Annotated in this window: 14 protein-coding genes and 2 tRNA genes; 9 read left to right on the forward strand and 7 right to left on the reverse strand. The window is 68.1% G+C overall.

Annotated features, from left to right (window positions below; all coding sequences use genetic code 11):
* Positions 1–4: 4 nt before the first annotated feature.
* Positions 5–1552: an MFS transporter gene (locus tag ACEVFP_RS04585; protein WP_375002316.1), complete on the reverse strand. Its 1548-nt coding sequence runs from the start codon at positions 1550–1552 to the stop codon at positions 5–7.
* Positions 1553–1744: 192 nt separating this feature from the next.
* Here ACEVFP_RS04585 and ACEVFP_RS04590 point away from each other — a divergent pair, with 192 nt between their 5' ends.
* Entirely contained in the window at positions 1745–2359 is a 615-nt protein-coding gene (locus ACEVFP_RS04590) for a disulfide bond formation protein DsbA (protein ID WP_375002318.1), read from the forward strand.
* A 76-nt stretch (positions 2360–2435) separates the two neighbouring features.
* Here ACEVFP_RS04590 and ACEVFP_RS04595 read toward each other — a convergent pair whose 3' ends face one another.
* On the reverse strand, positions 2436–3770 hold the full coding sequence (locus ACEVFP_RS04595) for a DUF222 domain-containing protein (RefSeq protein ID WP_375002320.1): 1335 nt from the start codon (positions 3768–3770) through the stop codon (positions 2436–2438).
* A 160-nt stretch (positions 3771–3930) separates the two neighbouring features.
* Here ACEVFP_RS04595 and ACEVFP_RS04600 point away from each other — a divergent pair, with 160 nt between their 5' ends.
* Genes ACEVFP_RS04600 through ACEVFP_RS04615 form a run of 4 tightly spaced genes read left to right on the forward strand, consistent with a single transcriptional unit; the run spans position 3931 to position 7249 of the window.
* Positions 3931–4830 (forward strand): alpha/beta hydrolase, encoded by a 900-nt coding sequence (locus ACEVFP_RS04600; protein ID WP_375002323.1) that lies wholly within the window; start codon positions 3931–3933, stop codon positions 4828–4830.
* Between the two features lie 58 nt (positions 4831–4888).
* Positions 4889–5347, forward strand: a complete 459-nt coding sequence (locus ACEVFP_RS04605; protein WP_375002324.1) for a ribose-5-phosphate isomerase — start codon at positions 4889–4891, stop codon at positions 5345–5347.
* Complete coding sequence (locus ACEVFP_RS04610) at positions 5340–6152, forward strand: Fpg/Nei family DNA glycosylase (protein ID WP_375002326.1); 813 nt, start codon at positions 5340–5342, stop codon at positions 6150–6152. Before ACEVFP_RS04605 ends, ACEVFP_RS04610 begins: the two co-directional genes overlap by 8 nt.
* Entirely contained in the window at positions 6149–7249 is a 1101-nt protein-coding gene (locus tag ACEVFP_RS04615; protein ID WP_375002328.1) for a PP2C family protein-serine/threonine phosphatase, read from the forward strand. The genes ACEVFP_RS04610 and ACEVFP_RS04615 overlap by 4 nt, the downstream gene beginning before the upstream one ends.
* Positions 7250–7308: 59 nt before the next feature.
* Here the strand turns inward: ACEVFP_RS04615 and ACEVFP_RS04620 are convergent.
* Both ACEVFP_RS04620 and ACEVFP_RS04625 read right to left on the reverse strand, forming a co-directional pair.
* Positions 7309–7384 (reverse strand) — tRNA-Gly (locus ACEVFP_RS04620).
* 70 nt (positions 7385–7454) lie between these two features.
* Entirely contained in the window at positions 7455–8045 is a 591-nt protein-coding gene (locus ACEVFP_RS04625) for an AAA family ATPase (protein ID WP_375002330.1), read from the reverse strand.
* 108 nt (positions 8046–8153) lie between these two features.
* Between ACEVFP_RS04625 and ACEVFP_RS04630 the strand changes: the two genes are divergently transcribed.
* A tRNA-Pro gene (locus ACEVFP_RS04630) sits at positions 8154–8227 on the forward strand.
* A gap of 59 nt (positions 8228–8286) precedes the next feature.
* Here the strand turns inward: ACEVFP_RS04630 and ACEVFP_RS04635 are convergent.
* From ACEVFP_RS04635 to ACEVFP_RS04645, 3 genes are all read right to left on the reverse strand, one after another.
* Entirely contained in the window at positions 8287–8742 is a 456-nt protein-coding gene (locus tag ACEVFP_RS04635; protein ID WP_375003760.1) for an integrase core domain-containing protein, read from the reverse strand.
* Positions 8732–9817, reverse strand: coding sequence for an IS110 family transposase (locus ACEVFP_RS04640; protein WP_375003761.1), 1086 nt, complete (start codon positions 9815–9817; stop codon positions 8732–8734). Before ACEVFP_RS04640 ends, ACEVFP_RS04635 begins: the two co-directional genes overlap by 11 nt.
* Positions 9818–9954: 137 nt before the next feature.
* Positions 9955–10821 (reverse strand): DDE-type integrase/transposase/recombinase, encoded by an 867-nt coding sequence (locus ACEVFP_RS04645; protein ID WP_375002331.1) that lies wholly within the window; start codon positions 10819–10821, stop codon positions 9955–9957.
* 329 nt (positions 10822–11150) lie between these two features.
* Between ACEVFP_RS04645 and ACEVFP_RS04650 the strand changes: the two genes are divergently transcribed.
* From ACEVFP_RS04650 to tig, 3 genes are all read left to right on the forward strand, one after another.
* Entirely contained in the window at positions 11151–12008 is an 858-nt protein-coding gene (locus ACEVFP_RS04650) for an LPXTG cell wall anchor domain-containing protein (protein ID WP_375002332.1), read from the forward strand.
* A gap of 557 nt (positions 12009–12565) precedes the next feature.
* The gene (locus ACEVFP_RS04655) at positions 12566–14197 is read left to right on the forward strand and encodes an alkaline phosphatase D family protein (RefSeq protein WP_375002333.1); all 1632 of its coding nucleotides are present in this window, start codon (positions 12566–12568) and stop codon (positions 14195–14197) included.
* 158 nt (positions 14198–14355) lie between these two features.
* Positions 14356–15732, forward strand: a complete 1377-nt coding sequence (gene tig / locus ACEVFP_RS04660) for a trigger factor (RefSeq protein ID WP_375002335.1) — start codon at positions 14356–14358, stop codon at positions 15730–15732.
* Positions 15733–15881 lie beyond the last annotated feature (149 nt).

Here is a 15881-nt window from a genome sequence, read left to right on the forward strand (position 1 = left end):
CGTGTCAGACCTTCGCGCGGGCCATCGCCGACCCTGGCCGCAGGTAGCAGATCCAGGTCACTGCCAGGCACACCACGTAGAAGGCGGTGAACACTCCGAAGGCCACCCGGACGGCCTGCACAGGATCACTGATCCAGGGTGAGCCGAACGTGATCGGCACCAGGAACCCTCCCACTGCGCCGATGGCGCCCACGATGCCCAGGACCGCGGAGGCCTCGCGGGTCGAGCTCAGCAGCGCCCGGGCTCGCACGTCTGAGCCCTCCGGTCCGGCCTGCTCCGCACGGACCTTCCAGATGATGGGAATCATCCGGTAGGTCGAGCCGTTTCCGATGCCTGACGCGGCAAAGACGAACAGGAAGGCCAGGAGGAACCAGGGGAAGACGTCGGTGTTGGCCTCCACGGCCTCGAGCACCGCATCGGGGTGGGTGAACGTCGCGGCATCGACGGTCTCGGGGTCGATCGCGGGGACCGGTGCCAGGGTGGAGAGGGTGTACATCACGGTCAGGGTGCCGACGGCCATGAGGGCGAACGAGGCCACCGTCACGCGTGCTCCGCCGAGGCGGTCGGCGAGCCACCCGCCGAGCGGCCGGGTGACGGATCCGATGAGCGCGCCGAGGAAGGCGTAGTAGGCGGCGTTGATGCCGATCCCCTCGACCGTCGGCAGCGGTTGGTTCCAGAAGTTGATCTTGATCAGCAGCGGCATGGCTGCGGAGAAACCGATGAACGACCCGAACGTCCCGACGTAGAGGAACGACATGATCCAGGTGTGCCGGTAGCGCAGCGAGCGCAGCTGTTCGCGTGGCCGCGACGACGCCACGGACAGGTTGTTCATGAACAGATGGGCGCCGGCGGCTGCCACGAGCACGAGGGCGCCCCACACGTAGGCGGCGTGCTCCAGCGAGATCTGGTCGCTGGCTTGGACCAGGCCGAACAGCCCGACCCCGCCGACGATGACCGGAAGGAGGAGCTGGATCAGTGAGACGCCGAGGTTGCCTCCGGCGGCGTTGAGGCCGAGCGCGGCTCCCTTCTTGGCGGCGGGGTAGAAGAAGTTGATGCTGGCCATGGATGATGCGAAGTTGCCACCGCCGACGCCGGCCGTTGCTGCGATCAGGATGAAGACCCAGTACGGCGTGTCGGGTCGCTGCACGAACCAGGCGAACAGGCCGGTTGGCACGAGCAGCAACAGGGCGCTCACCACCGTCCAGTTGCGGGCACCGAACCTCGGGACCGCGAAGGTGTAGGGGAGCCGGAGCAGGGAGCCGACCAGGTTGGGCGCGGCCACCAGCCAGAAGAGCTGCTGAGGGGTGAAGGAGAAACCGGCCGAGGCGAGGTACGTCGCGGCGACGCTCCAGAGCAGCCAGATAGAGAAGCCGAGGTGCTCGGCGAAGATCGACCAGATGAGGTTCCGGCGAGCCACGCTCCGGCCGGTGGAGGCCCAGAACTGCTCGTCCTCCGGGTCCCAGTGCTCGATCCAGCGCCCGGTGCGTCGGGCCTGCGGCGGGGCAGGGGGAGAGGACGTGGCGGGTGGGTGCGCGTCGACGTCGATGGCCATGGGTGCTCCGGTGCTCTCGTGGCGGGCAGTGGCTCGACGCTATGGAGGGCATGTTTCGTCCCGGTCGCCCCGGATGTCTTCTTTCCGTAACACTGTCCGCACGTCACGCCCGGCGCAGGTGTGAGAACCGTCAGGCGAGATGCCGGGTGTTGGGTGGGAATGTCTGTCTGCTGGTCACGGTTGGTCCTTGACATGAGCGACTCCGAGACCGAGACCGTCGATTTCTGGTTCGATCCCTTGTGCCCCTGGGCGTGGCTGACGTCGCGCTGGATGCTGGAGGTGGAGAAGGTCCGTGACGTGCGCACCGTCTTCCACGTCATGAGCTTGTCGGTCCTCAACGAGGACAAGGACGTCCCTGAGGAGTACCGGGAGATGATCCAGGTCGGCTGGGGTCCGGTCCGGCTGGCCATCGCGGTGGAGCAGCAGCACGGTCAGCAGGCCCTGCGTGACTTCTACACGGCGATCGGCATCGCGCGTCATCCCGGTGGTCGTGAGTTCGGGCCGACCCTGTACGAGGAGGTGCTGGCCGAGGTCGGACTGCCAGTGGAGCTGGCGGCCGCGGCGGACGACGTCTCGCTGGATGATGCGGTGCGTGCCTCCCATGCCGACGGGATCGACCGTGTCGGCCAGGAGGTCGGCACACCGGTCATCTCGGTGGGCGGCGTCGCGTTCTTCGGGCCCGTCCTCTCGCCGGCCCCCAAGGGCGAGGACGCCGGACGTATCTTCGACGGCGCCCGTCTGCTGGCCGGGTATGACGGCTTCTTCGAGCTCAAGCGCACCCGTACTCGCGATCCCATCTTCGACTGACGGCGCCTGACCACCTCCGGCGAGGGGAACGAGCCGGCGCCTCCTGCGCCCACGGTGGGCAGAGTTCTCCTGAGGGTCATGGGAATCGTCGGTGTCGGCGGGGTCTGCGTCTGGGGTCCAGGGATGCGGGTGGGACGAGTTCTGGGATGCCGTCGGTGGTGAAGTGCACGTCCCACCCATCGGTGTGGAGGATCCGGTGGTGGTGGGGGCAGAGCAGGACTCCGTCCTTCAAGTCCGTCTGGCCGCCGGCCGCCCAGGACTCGCCGCCGTGGTGGACGACGCACCATCCCGGTGGCCTGTCGCATCCAGGGAAGACGCAACCTTTCTGGCTGAGCTCTAAGGCCCGGCGTTGGTGAAGGGTGTAGAGGCGCTTGTCTCTGCCGAGGTCGAGGGGGAGTGAGTCTCCGCCGAAGACCGCCGGAAGGATCCGGTGCTCACACGCCATCCGCCGCGCCTGACCGGCAGAGAGGGTCTCTCCGGTGGACAAGACGGCGACCTTGAGCTGGTCGAGCAGGGTCTGGTGGTCGATGTTGACGGTCATGATCGGACCAACATTGTTGGTCTCCGGCAACCGGTCGACTGGCAGCAGCTCACACAAATGGGCGAACGCCCAGCCCTGACGACGGCCATAAGACGGCCGTTCGTCCAGCAACACCCCACTGGTGGCGCGGGAGGCTTCACCTGGTCCAGTGATCTCGATCTGCGGGGCACACAAGGCTTCCAGTGCCACGCGCAGGTGGGCGGCTTGGGCTTCGGGGATCGTGAACCCGCCCTTGACGGTCCCATCGATCGGGGCGCCCATCCAGAACTCCGCAGTGTTCCAGGCACGCTGCTCGCGTGCCTGGACGATGTCGTTCTCACCCTCATCGACGCTCTCGGGTCTGATGAAGGAACCCACCACACGGTCGGCCTGTCGTTGGAGCTGCCGTAGATCCATCCGGGGTGCGTCCTCGACCAGCTGTGTCTCACACGCCTCCCGAGCATTTTTGGGCGTCTCTTCGGGGAGGAGGTCAAGGGCTTTCTCGATCACCCGCGCCTGCTTGGCACTCAACCGGCCTTGGGCCATGGCTTCATGGGACTGGGGTGTCTGCTCGATCTTCTTGGCCCGCCGGACCGTGCCACACGCACCACGACGATCGCCACCGAAGTCGTTCGACAACATCGACGCCGTCGACGTCGCCCCCTGCCGCCGCGCCTCACCCGAGGACTCGACCGCCGCCACCGCGGCCAGCTTGTAGGCCGTCACCCTCGCCTCCAGGCGAGACAGCGAGGTCGCCGCTTCACGCTGCTGCGACCCACTCAATCCTGTGAACTCAGAGGTCTCGATCGAGCCCAGGACCTCATGCACCCGCGCGAGCTTGTCCACCACAGAAGCAGTGGCCTCCAGCACCGGCGCCGCCAACGGAAACACATCCCCTCTCGATCAAGGAATCCTTGAATCGCTGTTGTGTTCCAATACTAGACGACCCCACCGACACCCACCAGAGACTGATCCGAACCTGTGGGCAGAGACATGCTGGCGCGCGACGGTCCTGTTCGCGGCATGGCAGGGACCACCTAATCTTGGTCGCATGGCACTGCATCCTCAGTCCCGTGCGCTCCTCGAGGAGCTGGGGGAGCCTGCCGGACCTCCGGCGTCGTTGGACGAGGTCGTGGCGACACGAGCCGCGGCCCGAGAGCTGGCGCTCGCCGGGCCCCGGGTGGGGCTTGACCACGTGGCCGACGTGGACGCCGACTCAGTGCCGTGTCGCCTCTACCGCCCCCGTCTCGGTGCCCCTGCCGCGCTCTACGTCCACGGCGGCGGGTGGGTGTTCCACGACCTCGAGACCCACGACGCGTTCTGTCGTCATCTCGCGCACGTGACGGGCTGGGCGCTGCTGTCGGTCGACTACCGGCTCGCTCCCGAGCACCCACATCCGGCGGGGCTCGACGACCTTGAGCGTGCGGCCCGCTGGCTGCGTGAGGAGGGACGGACGCTGCGCGTCGACACCGGATGGGTTCCCGGCATCGGCGACTCCGCCGGTGCCAACCTGCTCGCCGGGCTCACGGTGCGCGAGCCGCGGCTTCTTGACGCCCTGGCGCTGCTCTATCCGCCCACCGATCGTCGTGCCGAGCTGCCGGCGGACCTGGAGAACGCAGCGCTGGTGCGCGCGACGATGGAGTGGATGTGGCAGGTGTACGCACCCGGAGATGCCGGCGAGCTGGCCGAGGTCAGCGTCTTGCGCGCACCGAACCTCGCTGGCTTCCCGCCCACCCACGTGGTCACCTGCGAGCACGACATCCTGCGAGACCAGGGTGAGCAGCTGGCCGTGGCCCTCGCCGACGCCGGAGTCGAGGTGACGGGGCACCGCGCCCTCGGGATGGTGCACTCCTTCTGGCGTCAGCCCGAACGCTTCGACGCCGCCCGGGAGCTCGTGGTCTCCGTCGGGGCGTGGCTCGACTCCCTGCGGGCGCGGGCACGTCATCAGTGAGGGGCCGATGGCCCGGACTCCATGACGTCAGGCGTCTGCGTTCTGCAAGACTGACGGCATGCGCGTTCACCTGGGTACTGATCACGCCGGATTCGAGCTGAAGAACCGCCTCGTCGAGTGGCTGGAGGCCAACGGCCACGAGCCGGTCGACCACGGTGCCCACGAGTACGACGCGCTCGATGACTACCCGCCGTTCTGCATCGCCGCCGCGCGGGCGACCGTGGACGAGCCGGGGTCGCTGGCCGTCGTCATCGGCGGCTCGGGCAACGGTGAGCAGATCGCCGCCAACAAGGTCCAGGGTGCCCGCGCGGCACTCGCCTGGAGCATCGAGACCGCACGTCTGGCCCGTGAGCACAACGACGCCCAGGTGGTCTCCGTCGGCAGTCGGATGCACTCCGAGCAGGAGGCCATCGCCATCGTCGAGGCCTTCCTGACGACACCGTTCAGCGGGCAGGACCGTCACCAGCGACGCCTCGACCTGCTGGCGGCGTACGAGACGACCGGCGAGCTTGCCTGAGGGTCACACGCTGCACCGTCTCGCCTCGACGGTGCGGCGCACCCTGGCCGGGCAGGCCGTCCGGTCCTCCAGTCCTCAGGGGCGGTTCGCTGAGACGGCGGCACTGCTCGACGGGCACATCCTGACGTCGGCACAGGCCTGGGGCAAGCACCTGCTGGTCGGGTTCGACGGGATCGACGGCCAGGTGCACGTCCATCTCGGCCTGTACGGCACCTTCCGGTTCGAGACCGTGGTCGATGACGTGCCGGCACCCGTCGGCCAGGTGCGTTGGCGGGTCGTGGGCGGTGAGATGGTCGGTGACCTGCGCGGCCCGAACACCTGCGAGCTGATGCTGCCCGAGGAGGTGGACGCCTTGCTGGCGCGGCTCGGCCCCGCCCCTCTGCGTCGTGGCGCTGACCCCGAGCGTGCCTGGCGCCGCATCTCCCGGTCGCGGACGTCGATCGCGTCGCTGCTCATGGACCAGACGGTCGTGGCGGGCGTCGGGAACGTCTACCGGGCCGAGCTGTTGTTCCGGCACGGGGTCCACCCGTACCTGCCCGGTCGCGACCTGCCGCACGAGGTCTGGCTGGCGATGTGGGATGACCTGCGTGCCCTGATGCGTCGCGGTGTGCGGACCGGCCGGATCGAGACGCTGCGTCGGGCCGACGAGCCCGGGAGGCGCTCGCAGGAGCGCCGTTCCTATGTGTACCGGCGGGCCGGTGAGGGGTGCCGGGTGTGCGGTACGCCGGTCGCCGCCGACGTGCTCGGAGGGCGCAACCTGTTCTGGTGTCCGAGGTGTCAGGACACCGATACGCTGATCGAATGATCCTGCGACGCGTGATGCCCAGCGCTGTCGCGTACATCGATCAGAGGTTCATCCGCTGGCGCACCGGGACCACGGAGGGCCAGGTGGCGGTCCTCTCGGTGCTGATCGCCATGAGCATCGCCATCCTGGTGGGCTCCATCGTCGTCTACGGAGCCTTCCCGGCCGTCACGTTCGTCGTCCCGCTCCTGCTCGGGTCGTTGACGCTGCGGTACCGGCCGCTGTGGGTCCTCGTCTTCGTGGTGGCCGTGGCCGTGGTGGTGACCACCACGATCCGCACCCTCGAGGAGGGGACGTCGCCGGGACGAGTCAGCTCGATCGTCACGCTCGCCCTCGTGGCCGCCATCTTGTTGTTCGAGGCCCGTCGACGTCGTAGCGGCCTGCCCGGACCGTTGGGCGAGGCGATGCTCGTCGACCTCAACGACCGGCTCCAGGCCCAGGGTGTGGTGCCACCCCTGCCGCTCGGGTGGCGCTCGCAGTCGGCCATGAAGTCTGCGGGGGGCGCGAAGTTCTCCGGCGACTTCCTCGTCGCAGACCTCTCCGACGACAAGGCGACGTTGGAGATGATCCTCGTCGACGTCTGCGGCAAGGGGGTGGCGGCCGGGACGCAGTCACTCCAGCTGGCAGGCGCGTTGGGTGGGCTGATCGGCTCGCTGCCGCCGTTGGGACTGTTCGCGGCGGCCAACGACTACCTGCTGCGGCAGGACTGGGAGGAGGGGTTCGCGACGGCCGTGCACGTCATCGCGAACCTGCAGTCCGGCTCCTACTCGATCATCAGTGCCGGTCATCCGCCGGCGCTGCGCTGGAACCACGACGAGTGGGTGGCCGACTCCGCGCGAGGAGTCGCGCTCGGGCTCCTGCCGCGTCCGCAGTTCGACCGGACGGTCGGGACGCTGGCACCGGGGGAGGCCCTGCTGTTCTACACCGACGGCATCGTGGAGACCCGCGACCGGGACATCGACGAGGGGGTCGACTGGCTCCGGGGTGTGGCGCAGGAGGCCATGACCCGTGGCGTCGACGGACTGGCCCGCCGGGTCATCGACCAGGTGCCGGTGCATGACGACGACCGGGCCGTCCTGGTGTTGAGCCGCGACGACTGACTGTCGGAGTGCCCGAGATACAGAACTGGCCCGTCCCGGTGGACGAGCCAGTTCGTTGCTGGAGCGGACGACGAGATTCGAACTCGCAACCTCCTGCTTGGAAGGCAGGGACTCTAGCCATTGAGTTACGTCCGCGTGCTGCGTGCAGCAGCGTCCATGATGCCACAGCCGCGACGGGTGCCGGGTACGGCCCGCCGGACCGGGGTCAGGACGTCAGGACGACCTGCGTGTCAGGGTCGTGTGCGACGGACGGGAACCCGTCGACGACCAGGTCGGCGCGTTCGCGGGTGTGGTCGGCGGCGAACAGCTCCTGCTCCTGCCGGGCCCAGCGTTCCCAGTGGGGGCGGTACGTCTCGCCGTCGCGCTCGAGGCCGCGACGCATGCGTTCCTCGCGAGGGGCCTCGATCCACACGATCAGCGAGAGGTAGGGGGCGCAGCGGAGGGCGGCGCTGCCGACTCCCTCGATGAGCAGCACGGGCTCGGGTGCCACCGGGTGCGACTCCGCCCACTGGTGGGCGTGCCAGTCCCAGCGTCGGTAGGAGGCGGGCTCTGCCTGTGAGAGCGGGTGCAGGACCTGGTCGACGAGCAGCCCGGGTGCCTCGGCCAGCCCGTCCCAGCCTGGGTAGAGGTCGTCCATGTGGATCGTCTGGCAGTCCAGCAGATGTGCCAGGCGTCGGGCCAGGGTCGTCTTGCCGGAGCCGCTGGGGCCGTCGACCGCCACCACGCGGGTGTCCCCGGCCCGCGCCGGCCGGGACGCCACGAGGTCCACGACGTGTGACAGCGGCTGGACGTCCACGGGTCCACGCTACTGACTGGCGTGGGAGCCGATGGCTCGATGCCGAAGAACCCGCTTCGCGGGGGCGAGGGGCACGCCCTAGACTCGGACCGCTGCCTCGGCAGCACTCGGGATGTGGCGCAGCTTGGTAGCGCATCCGCTTTGGGAGCGGAGGGTCGCAGGTTCAAATCCTGTCATCCCGACTTTGTGGTGTCTCAGGACATCGCGGACAGCCGGACCCACGGAGTGGGTCCGGCTGTCGTCATTTTTGGGGTTGGTAGTCGCGGTTGGGGTCGATGGTCAGGTCTCGGAGGAGTTCTCCGGTGGTGGCGTTGATGATGCGGACGTGGAGGTCGTGGATGAGCAGGATGACGTGGGTTCGGGCGTGGGTTCGACCACAGCCGATGTGGTGGAGTCGGCCGGCGATGCGCAGGGTGACGACGCCGCTGGCATCGACGCGGTCGTGTCGGATGCGAGCGTGGGTCTCGGTGTCGCGACTGTTCATGGGTAGCGCTTTGGGCATGGTCTGAAAGAGCGCGGCCGGTGGTGCTCGGTGCGGCAGGGAGCGATGAGGGCGCCGGTGGTTGTATTCGTCGACGAAGGTGTCCAGTAGCGTCTGCAGCTCGGCGGTCGTGGCTGGCTGGTCGGGTTGGGCGCGGAGCCACTTCTTCATGGTCTGTTGGAAGCGTTCGATGCTCCTATGTTCGTCAAGCTGCAGTTTGGGCGGATTCGACTGGTCGGTCGTTGGTCGCCTGTTTCGGCAGGTTGTTGAAGACTTCGCGGGCGATGTAGCGCTTGAGGCAGCGGATGATTTCGCGCTTGCTCAGGCCCTCGGCGGTGCGCCGTTCGACGTAGTCGCGGGTCGGTTGGTGATGGCGCATCCGGACGATGGTGACGATGTAAAGGGCGCTGTTGGCTGCCCGGTCACCGCCCCGGCTGAGGCGGTGCCGCCCGGTGGTCCGTCCGCTGCTCGCGGGCTGCGGCGCGACGCCGCAGAGTTTGGCGAATGCTGCCTCGTTGCGGATGCGTTCGGGGTTGTCGCCAGCGGTGACCAAGAACTGGCCGGCGATCTCGACGCCCACGCCGTGGAGCTCGATGAGCTCTGGAGCTGTTGCGCGGACGAAGGCCTCGATCTGTGTGTTGAGGACCTTGATTTCCTCATCGAGCGCTTTCCAGCGGCGGGCTAAGTCCCGCAGGCATGTCTTGACTGCTGCCAGCAGCAGACGGTCCGTGTCGCTCTTCAGCGAGAGCAGGTCATCGGTCTCTGGACGCAGCCGCAAGCAGCGGTTGACCAGAGTCCGCTTGGTCAGGTCAACCAGCTCATCGCGCAGTGGCGAGGGTGCGCCGATCATGACGCCCCAGAGAGTGTTGAACGCCTGCGTGCGGGCCTTGACCGCACTGGCACGGGTCACCCGCAGGGTCCGGATCACCTCCACGGCCCCGGACTTGGACTTCGGGACCGCGGTGGAGGTCTGCCCGAGAACCGCTCTGGCGATCTGCTCGGCATCGAGACGGTCGGACTTGCCGTCCATGCGACGTGCGATGCGGTTGGGCCGGTTCACCTCGACCACTCGTTCGCCGGCCTTGGACAACGCTCGAGTCAGGGTTGCGCCGGACGAGCCGGTGCTCTCGACCCCGATTGCCTGGACTGCACCCCGGGCTCGCATCCAGGCCAGCAACTCCCGGTAGCCGCGGTCGTTGGCTGGGAACTCCTGATGCCCGAGCAGTCGTCCCTGATCATCGATGGCTGCGGCGTAGTGAGTGTGCTTGTGAGTGTCAACCCCGCCGATCACCAAGACCGGTGCTGGCACTGTCGTGTGTGTGCTTGTCATGCTGGATGTCGCTCCTCCGTTAGGACTGATCTGACGGATGAGGCGAACCGGCCGGACGGGCGACAGGTCTGTGACGGGGCTTCTAGTCCAAGCTCCTATCAGGTCAGATCCGTCTGGCCGGTGCGCTTCACGGTGCTGCACCGGCTCCGGCCGACAAATCGAACGCAGGACACCGTGGTCACACCTTGGCCGGGGTCAGACCGGGCCGGTGCAGCACTGACATCAGACTCACAGACCTTGCCTTGCGTCGTGGGGTGGTTCGCTCGGCCGTTCTTCTGGATGACGTGCAGGCGGTGGAGCTCGTTCTCCAGGGCGTTCCTGCCCGGGCGGCTGGCGAATCGGGTCGTGAAGACCATGCCGTTGTCAGTGAGGGTTGAGGCCGGGATTCCAGCGGTCTTGGTGGCTTCGCGGAAGGTGTCGCGGACGATGATCGCGGTGACGGCCCGGTGCGCGGTGACGTTGATGGCGTAGCGGGTGCAGTCGTCGAGCCAGGTCAGGACCTCGACGTCGAGACCCGTTGTGAGGCGGTAGTGGGTGAAATCTGATTGCCAGGTCTCGTTCGGCATGGAGGCTTCGAAGCGGTGCAGGGCTGATTTCGGCTTCTTCTTCGGCTCGGGGCTCACGAGGCCGTGTCGGATCAGGATCCGGTGGATGGTCGCGCGCGGCACTGGGGTCTGGTGGTGGTGTTCCAGGTGCCAGGCGATGGTCTCGGCGCCGGCGTCGAGGCCTGCCGTCGTGAGGTCGTGGCGCAGCCTCAGGACCAGGGCGACGGTCGCGGCTGGGGTGGCGTTGGGCGAGGTTTTGGGGCGCCTGGACCGAGGCTCGAACGCGGCCTCGCCCTCGAGCCGGTAGCGCGCCATCAGTCGAGAGACCCAGGCCTGGGACAACCCGTAGGCGCGGGCCACCTCGGCCTGTGAACGTCCCTCAACGACGACTGCGGTGATGACCAACTTCGCTTTCGACACTCTCCGGAGCGTGGCCGCAAGTGTTGCCTATGTCCTGAGACATCCCTTGCCTATGTCCTGAACCAGCACACTGTCACCCCGACTTTGTGATCCCGACTTGGTGGTGGCGGGATCGGCCGCGTCGCCGCAGGGCGACGTCCGCGTCGGCGCGGCGAAGCGAGACGCCTGGGGCGCATGGTTTTCGTGACACCGTCTCGTGCGCACAGGGTCCGTCCGTGTGAGCGCGTCGTCGCACCGTGTAACTTCGAGCGAGCTCGCGCGTTGATCGGTATCGCCCTTCCCCTGTCGGCCCCACGCCGGAGCCGTCACTCTCCTGATCGGACCGAGCCATGAAGAAGCCGCTGATGGCCCTCGCCACGGGCGTCGCCCTGTGCATGCTGCACACCGGGACCGCGAGTGCTGCCTCCACTGCCGTGCCCTCCGGCACGACCTCCTTGTTCGCTGCCGCCCAGGGCGGCAAGGACCAGGCAACGCCCAAGAACGAGAACAAGAACGCGTCCAAGCGCAAGCCGACCAGGAGCGAGCCGGGCGCAAAGGGTGGAAACCCGCCCGCGCACTCCAACGGCAAGGGCCGAGCTCAGGCACCTGGCCAGCTGAAGAAGGACGGCACCGGCGCCAGCAACCGGAAGCATGCCGGAAGTGGAAGCGGAATGGCGAGGGGTTCGGGTTCGGTCAACGCCAACCCTCGTTCGCAGAACGAGAACAAGAAGATCACGTACTGTCACGTGCCTCCGGGCAACCCGGACAACGGGCACGTCATCACGACCTCGGTCAACGCGATCACGCCTGGCCACACCAATCACTCAGGCGACATCATTCCGCCATTCTCTTATGTCAAGCATGGCAAGACGACCTCCTTCCCCGGGCAGAACTGGGGACCGGACGCGCAAGAGATCATCGACGCCGGATGCAAGAAGGGCGAGGCGCCCGTGCCCGGCGGGGTCGACGAGAGCAGCGGCGGGGGCACTGGCGATCCGACCACCTCGGGGGGCGCGGCACAGGCCTCGAAGACATCCGACGGGCAGCTCAAGGATGTCTCTGCGACGGGCGGAGCCGCGACCGAGAAGAGTGCGCTGCCGGCACTCCTGCCCGATACCGGTGGCGCACGCCTCGCCTTGCTGTTGGCGGGTCTCGGGCTCCTGGTCGGGGGCGGTCTGCTCCTTGCCCGGCGACGCGCTGCCGCCTGATCCACCGCGGGCCGCGCTGGTTCTTGCTGGCCGGGGTCACGCGCTGGATCACCTCGGGCGCGAGCGCGCACGAGGGGCACGTTCCCGCGAGCTGTGGCTCGTGTGACAACAACCCCGCCGATGCGCCGGTGGTGGGCGACCAGCGTCGTCAGGTGTTCGACCTGCCTGCGATCAGGTTGCGGGCGGTCGAGCGCCAAACCCAGACAACGGGCCTGTGGCTGCGGAAGGATCACCACCGCCGACCTCCCCTCTCGAGCGAGTGCTCCGCCTTGGGTCGCACGGATGGTTCAGGGCAGGTTCGACCCCTCGTACGTGCTGCGGTTCCAGCGCCCTCTGGACGTGCTCGATGCTGCATTGGGAGCGGAGGTCGCAGGTTCAGATCTTGGCATACCGACCCTGCCTCTCCGTCCGTCAAGTACTCTCGACGTCCGGCGGTCCCGGTCTTCTGGTGCGATCCGAACGCCCTGACGCGAGCGCTGAAGTCTTTCCGCGACCGTTGGTCGACGTTCACCGTCTCCTGGCTCGGCGGTTCACCCTGACCTGCGCGCAATGGCCTCGTGGAGACGTCCAGCACACTCCTCGGGCGCCGCACCATGATCCTCGGGGGGATCGGCCTCGCGGCCGGCATCGGCACGACCTTCGTCTCGTTGCCGTCCCCGGCGCCGGCGACCCGGCACCGCGTCTTCCAGCACGGTGTCGCATCGGGAGACCCACTGCCCCATGCGGTGGTGCTGTGGACCCGCGTGACGCCCCGCCCGGACGCGACCGCCGGCTCCGGCATCGGCGAGGTCGCCGAGGTGACCTGGCAGGTCGCTCGTGACCCCGGCTTCTCGCGCGTCGCCGCCGAGGGTGTCGTCACGACGGATGCCGACCGCGACCACACCGTCAAGGTCGACGCCGAGGGCCTGCAGCCGGCCACGACCTACTGGTTCCGGTTCCGCCTCGGCCGCGACGTCGCCATCGGTCGTACCCGCACCGCCCCGGCCATGGAGGCCGACGTCGAGCGGCTGCGGCTCGGCGTCGTCTCGTGCGCGAACTGGCAGGCCGGCCACTTCAGCGCCTACCGGCACCTGCGCTCCCACGACCTCGACGTCGTCGTCCACCTGGGTGACTACTTGTACGAGTACGAGCTGGGCAGGTACGGCCACGGTCACTACTGGGAGGACGTCCGCCGCCACGAGCCGCCGCACGAGACCGTCTCGCTGGAGGACTACCGCCGGCGTCACGCTCAGTACAAGACCGACCCGGACCTGGCGGCACTGCACGCGACGGTGCCGATGATCGCCACCTGGGACGACCACGAGGTTGCCGACGGCTGGCACCCCGGTGGCGCCTTCGAGCACGACCCGGTCAGCGAGGGTCCCTGGGAGCAGCGACGCCGGGCGGCGCTGCGTGCCTACGACGAGTGGATGCCGGTGCGGCTGGGAGGGACGGCCGAGGTGGGCGACGGCGAGCGCATCCACCGTCGCTTCGTGTTCGGGCGGCTCGCCGACCTGAGCATGCTCGACCTGCGCGGGCACCGTGACGAACGTGTCGACGCCGACGATCCCGAGACCGATCGTGAGGACCGGACGATCACCGGCCACCAGCAGGAGCGGTGGCTGGCCGACTCGCTGCGGACCTCCGGGGCACGGTGGAAGCTCATCGGCAACCCGGTGATGATGGCGCCGATGCTCATGCCGCCTCGACCGCGCGGACAGGAGCTGGCCGTGAAACGGACCACCGACCCCATGACGTGGGGCGAGGCGCGTCCGAACACCGACACCTGGGACGGGTACCCGGCCGAACGGCGTCGCCTCCTGCAGGGCATCGCCGACGCGGGAGTCGAGGACGTGATGTTCCTCAGCGGTGACGTGCACACCGCCTGGGGCAACGAGATCGAGCTCGAGGGCCGGCCGGTCGCCACCGAGCTCGTCTGCAACGCCGTCACCAGCAACAACGTCGACGACTACATGGGTACCGAGCCGCGCACCGTCTCCCTGGCGATGGAAGCGGCCATCCAGGTGGTCAACCCGCACGTGCGCTTCGTCAACCTCGACGACCACGGGTTCAGCGTCCTGGAGCTCACGCCGACCGAGGCCCGGATGGAGTGGTGGGCCGTCGACGACCGGCGTGACCCGGACAGCGATGCTCACCGGCTCGCCGTGCGCCGGGTCGTCTCCGGCGACGCCCGCGTGCTGCCGGCCTAGGGCGACGCGATTCGGGCCGTGCGTGGTCACCATGAGAGACTGCAATGACGCCTTCGGGCACGTGGCCGTGTCATCTTGACACCGGTGCCCTGCCCAGGTGTCCGGTTCCCTCCGAGGGATCACCCACAGACCCCGCCAGCCATTCAGGAGTTCCGCACGTGAAAAGCACCACCGAGTCCCTGAGCCCCACCCGGGTCAAGCTCACCATCGAGGTGCCCTTCGAGGAGTTCAAGCCGAGCCTCGACGAGGCCTACAAGACCATCGGCTCGCAGATCCAGGTCCCCGGCTTCCGCAAGGGCAAGGTTCCCGCAGTGATCGTCGACCAGCGAATCGGTCGTGCCGCCGTCCTCGATGAGGCCATCAACAAGGCCCTGCCCGACTGGTACCGCCAGGCGGTGGAGGAGACCAAGATCCAGCCGCTGAGCCAGCCGGAGATCGACCTCACCAAGTTCGACGACGGCGAGGACATCGAGGTCACCGCCGAGCTCGACGTCCGTCCCGAGCTGACGCTCCCGGACCTGTCCACGATCTCGGTCTCGGTGCCGGACGCCGAGGTCACCGACGCCGATGTCGACGAGCAGATCGAGGCGCTGCGTGAGCGGTTCGCCACCACCACCGACGTCGAGCGTGCAGCCGCCGACGGCGATGCCCTCACCATCAACCTCGTCGCCAAGGACAAGGACGGCGAGGCGATCGAGGGCGCTGAGGCCGACGGCATGCCGTACACGGTGGGCTCGGGTGTGCTCCTGGAGGGCCTCGACGAGGCCGTCACCGGCCTGTCCGCGGGCGAGGAGGTCACCTTCTCGACCGAGCTCGTCGGCGGTGAGCTCAAGGGCACCCCGGTCGACGTCACCGTCCAGGTCGTCGACGTCAAGGAGCGCAGCCTGCCTGACGTCGATGAGGAGTTCGTCCAGACGGCCTCGGAGTTCGACACCGTCGATGAGTTCAAGGATGACGTGCGCGAGCGCCTGGTGCGCGGCAAGCGCATGGAGCAGGCCAACGAGGCACGCGACCTGGTGCTCGATGAGGTCATCGGCAAGGTCGAGGCGCCACTGCCCGACTCGCTGGTGGACGAGGAGCTGAACGGCCGACGCGAGCAGATCGCCCAGCAGCTGGCCCAGGCCGGCCTGACGATGGAGAACTACCTCGAGGACGAGGGTCAGACGGCCGAGGAGTTCGAGGCCGAGCTCGAGCGTCGCACCCGGGACTCGATCGTTGCGCAGTTCGTCCTCGACCAGATCGTCCAGGACGACGAGCTCGGCATCGAGGACGCCGAGCTGAGCCAGCACATCATCCAGCGTGCACAGCAGTCCGGTCAGGACCCGAACGCGTACGTGCAGCACATCATGGAGCACAACCACGTGCCCGAGATGGTCAGCGAGGTGCTGCGAGGCAAGGCGCTCGCCTCCCTCGTCGAGGGCGTCACCGTCACCGATGAGTCCGGCAACGACCTGCGTCTGGCCGAGCTTCGCGGCGACGGCTCCTACGCCGAGGAGAGCGACGAGGACGAGGACGGCGAGTCCGAGGACTCCTGAGCCGCTGGTACTGGCCCCGTGGAACCCTGATCGGTGCCTCAGCAACCCAAACGTGCTTCATACGGTTGCTGGGGCACCGATCTGCGTGCTGTCACCGGTTTCGGTTGCTGAGGCACCGATCAGCCGTCGGTGCCGCACGAGGAACGTGA

The organism is Aeromicrobium sp. CTD01-1L150 (assembly GCF_041951745.1).
In the GTDB taxonomy this organism is placed as follows: domain Bacteria; phylum Actinomycetota; class Actinomycetes; order Propionibacteriales; family Nocardioidaceae; genus Aeromicrobium.

What these genes read in the sequence shown, in the direction of transcription:
- ACEVFP_RS04585 (WP_375002316.1), bottom strand. Translation starts at nt 1,552, where the DNA reads ATGGCCATCGACGTCGACGCGCACCCACCCGCCACGTCCTCTCCCCCT.
- ACEVFP_RS04590 (WP_375002318.1), top strand. Translation starts at nt 1,745, where the DNA reads ATGAGCGACTCCGAGACCGAGACCGTCGATTTCTGGTTCGATCCCTTG.
- ACEVFP_RS04600 (WP_375002323.1), top strand. Translation starts at nt 3,931, where the DNA reads ATGGCACTGCATCCTCAGTCCCGTGCGCTCCTCGAGGAGCTGGGGGAG.
- ACEVFP_RS04605 (WP_375002324.1), top strand. Translation starts at nt 4,889, where the DNA reads ATGCGCGTTCACCTGGGTACTGATCACGCCGGATTCGAGCTGAAGAAC.
- ACEVFP_RS04615 (WP_375002328.1), top strand. Translation starts at nt 6,149, where the DNA reads ATGATCCTGCGACGCGTGATGCCCAGCGCTGTCGCGTACATCGATCAG.
- ACEVFP_RS04650 (WP_375002332.1), top strand. Translation starts at nt 11,151, where the DNA reads ATGAAGAAGCCGCTGATGGCCCTCGCCACGGGCGTCGCCCTGTGCATG.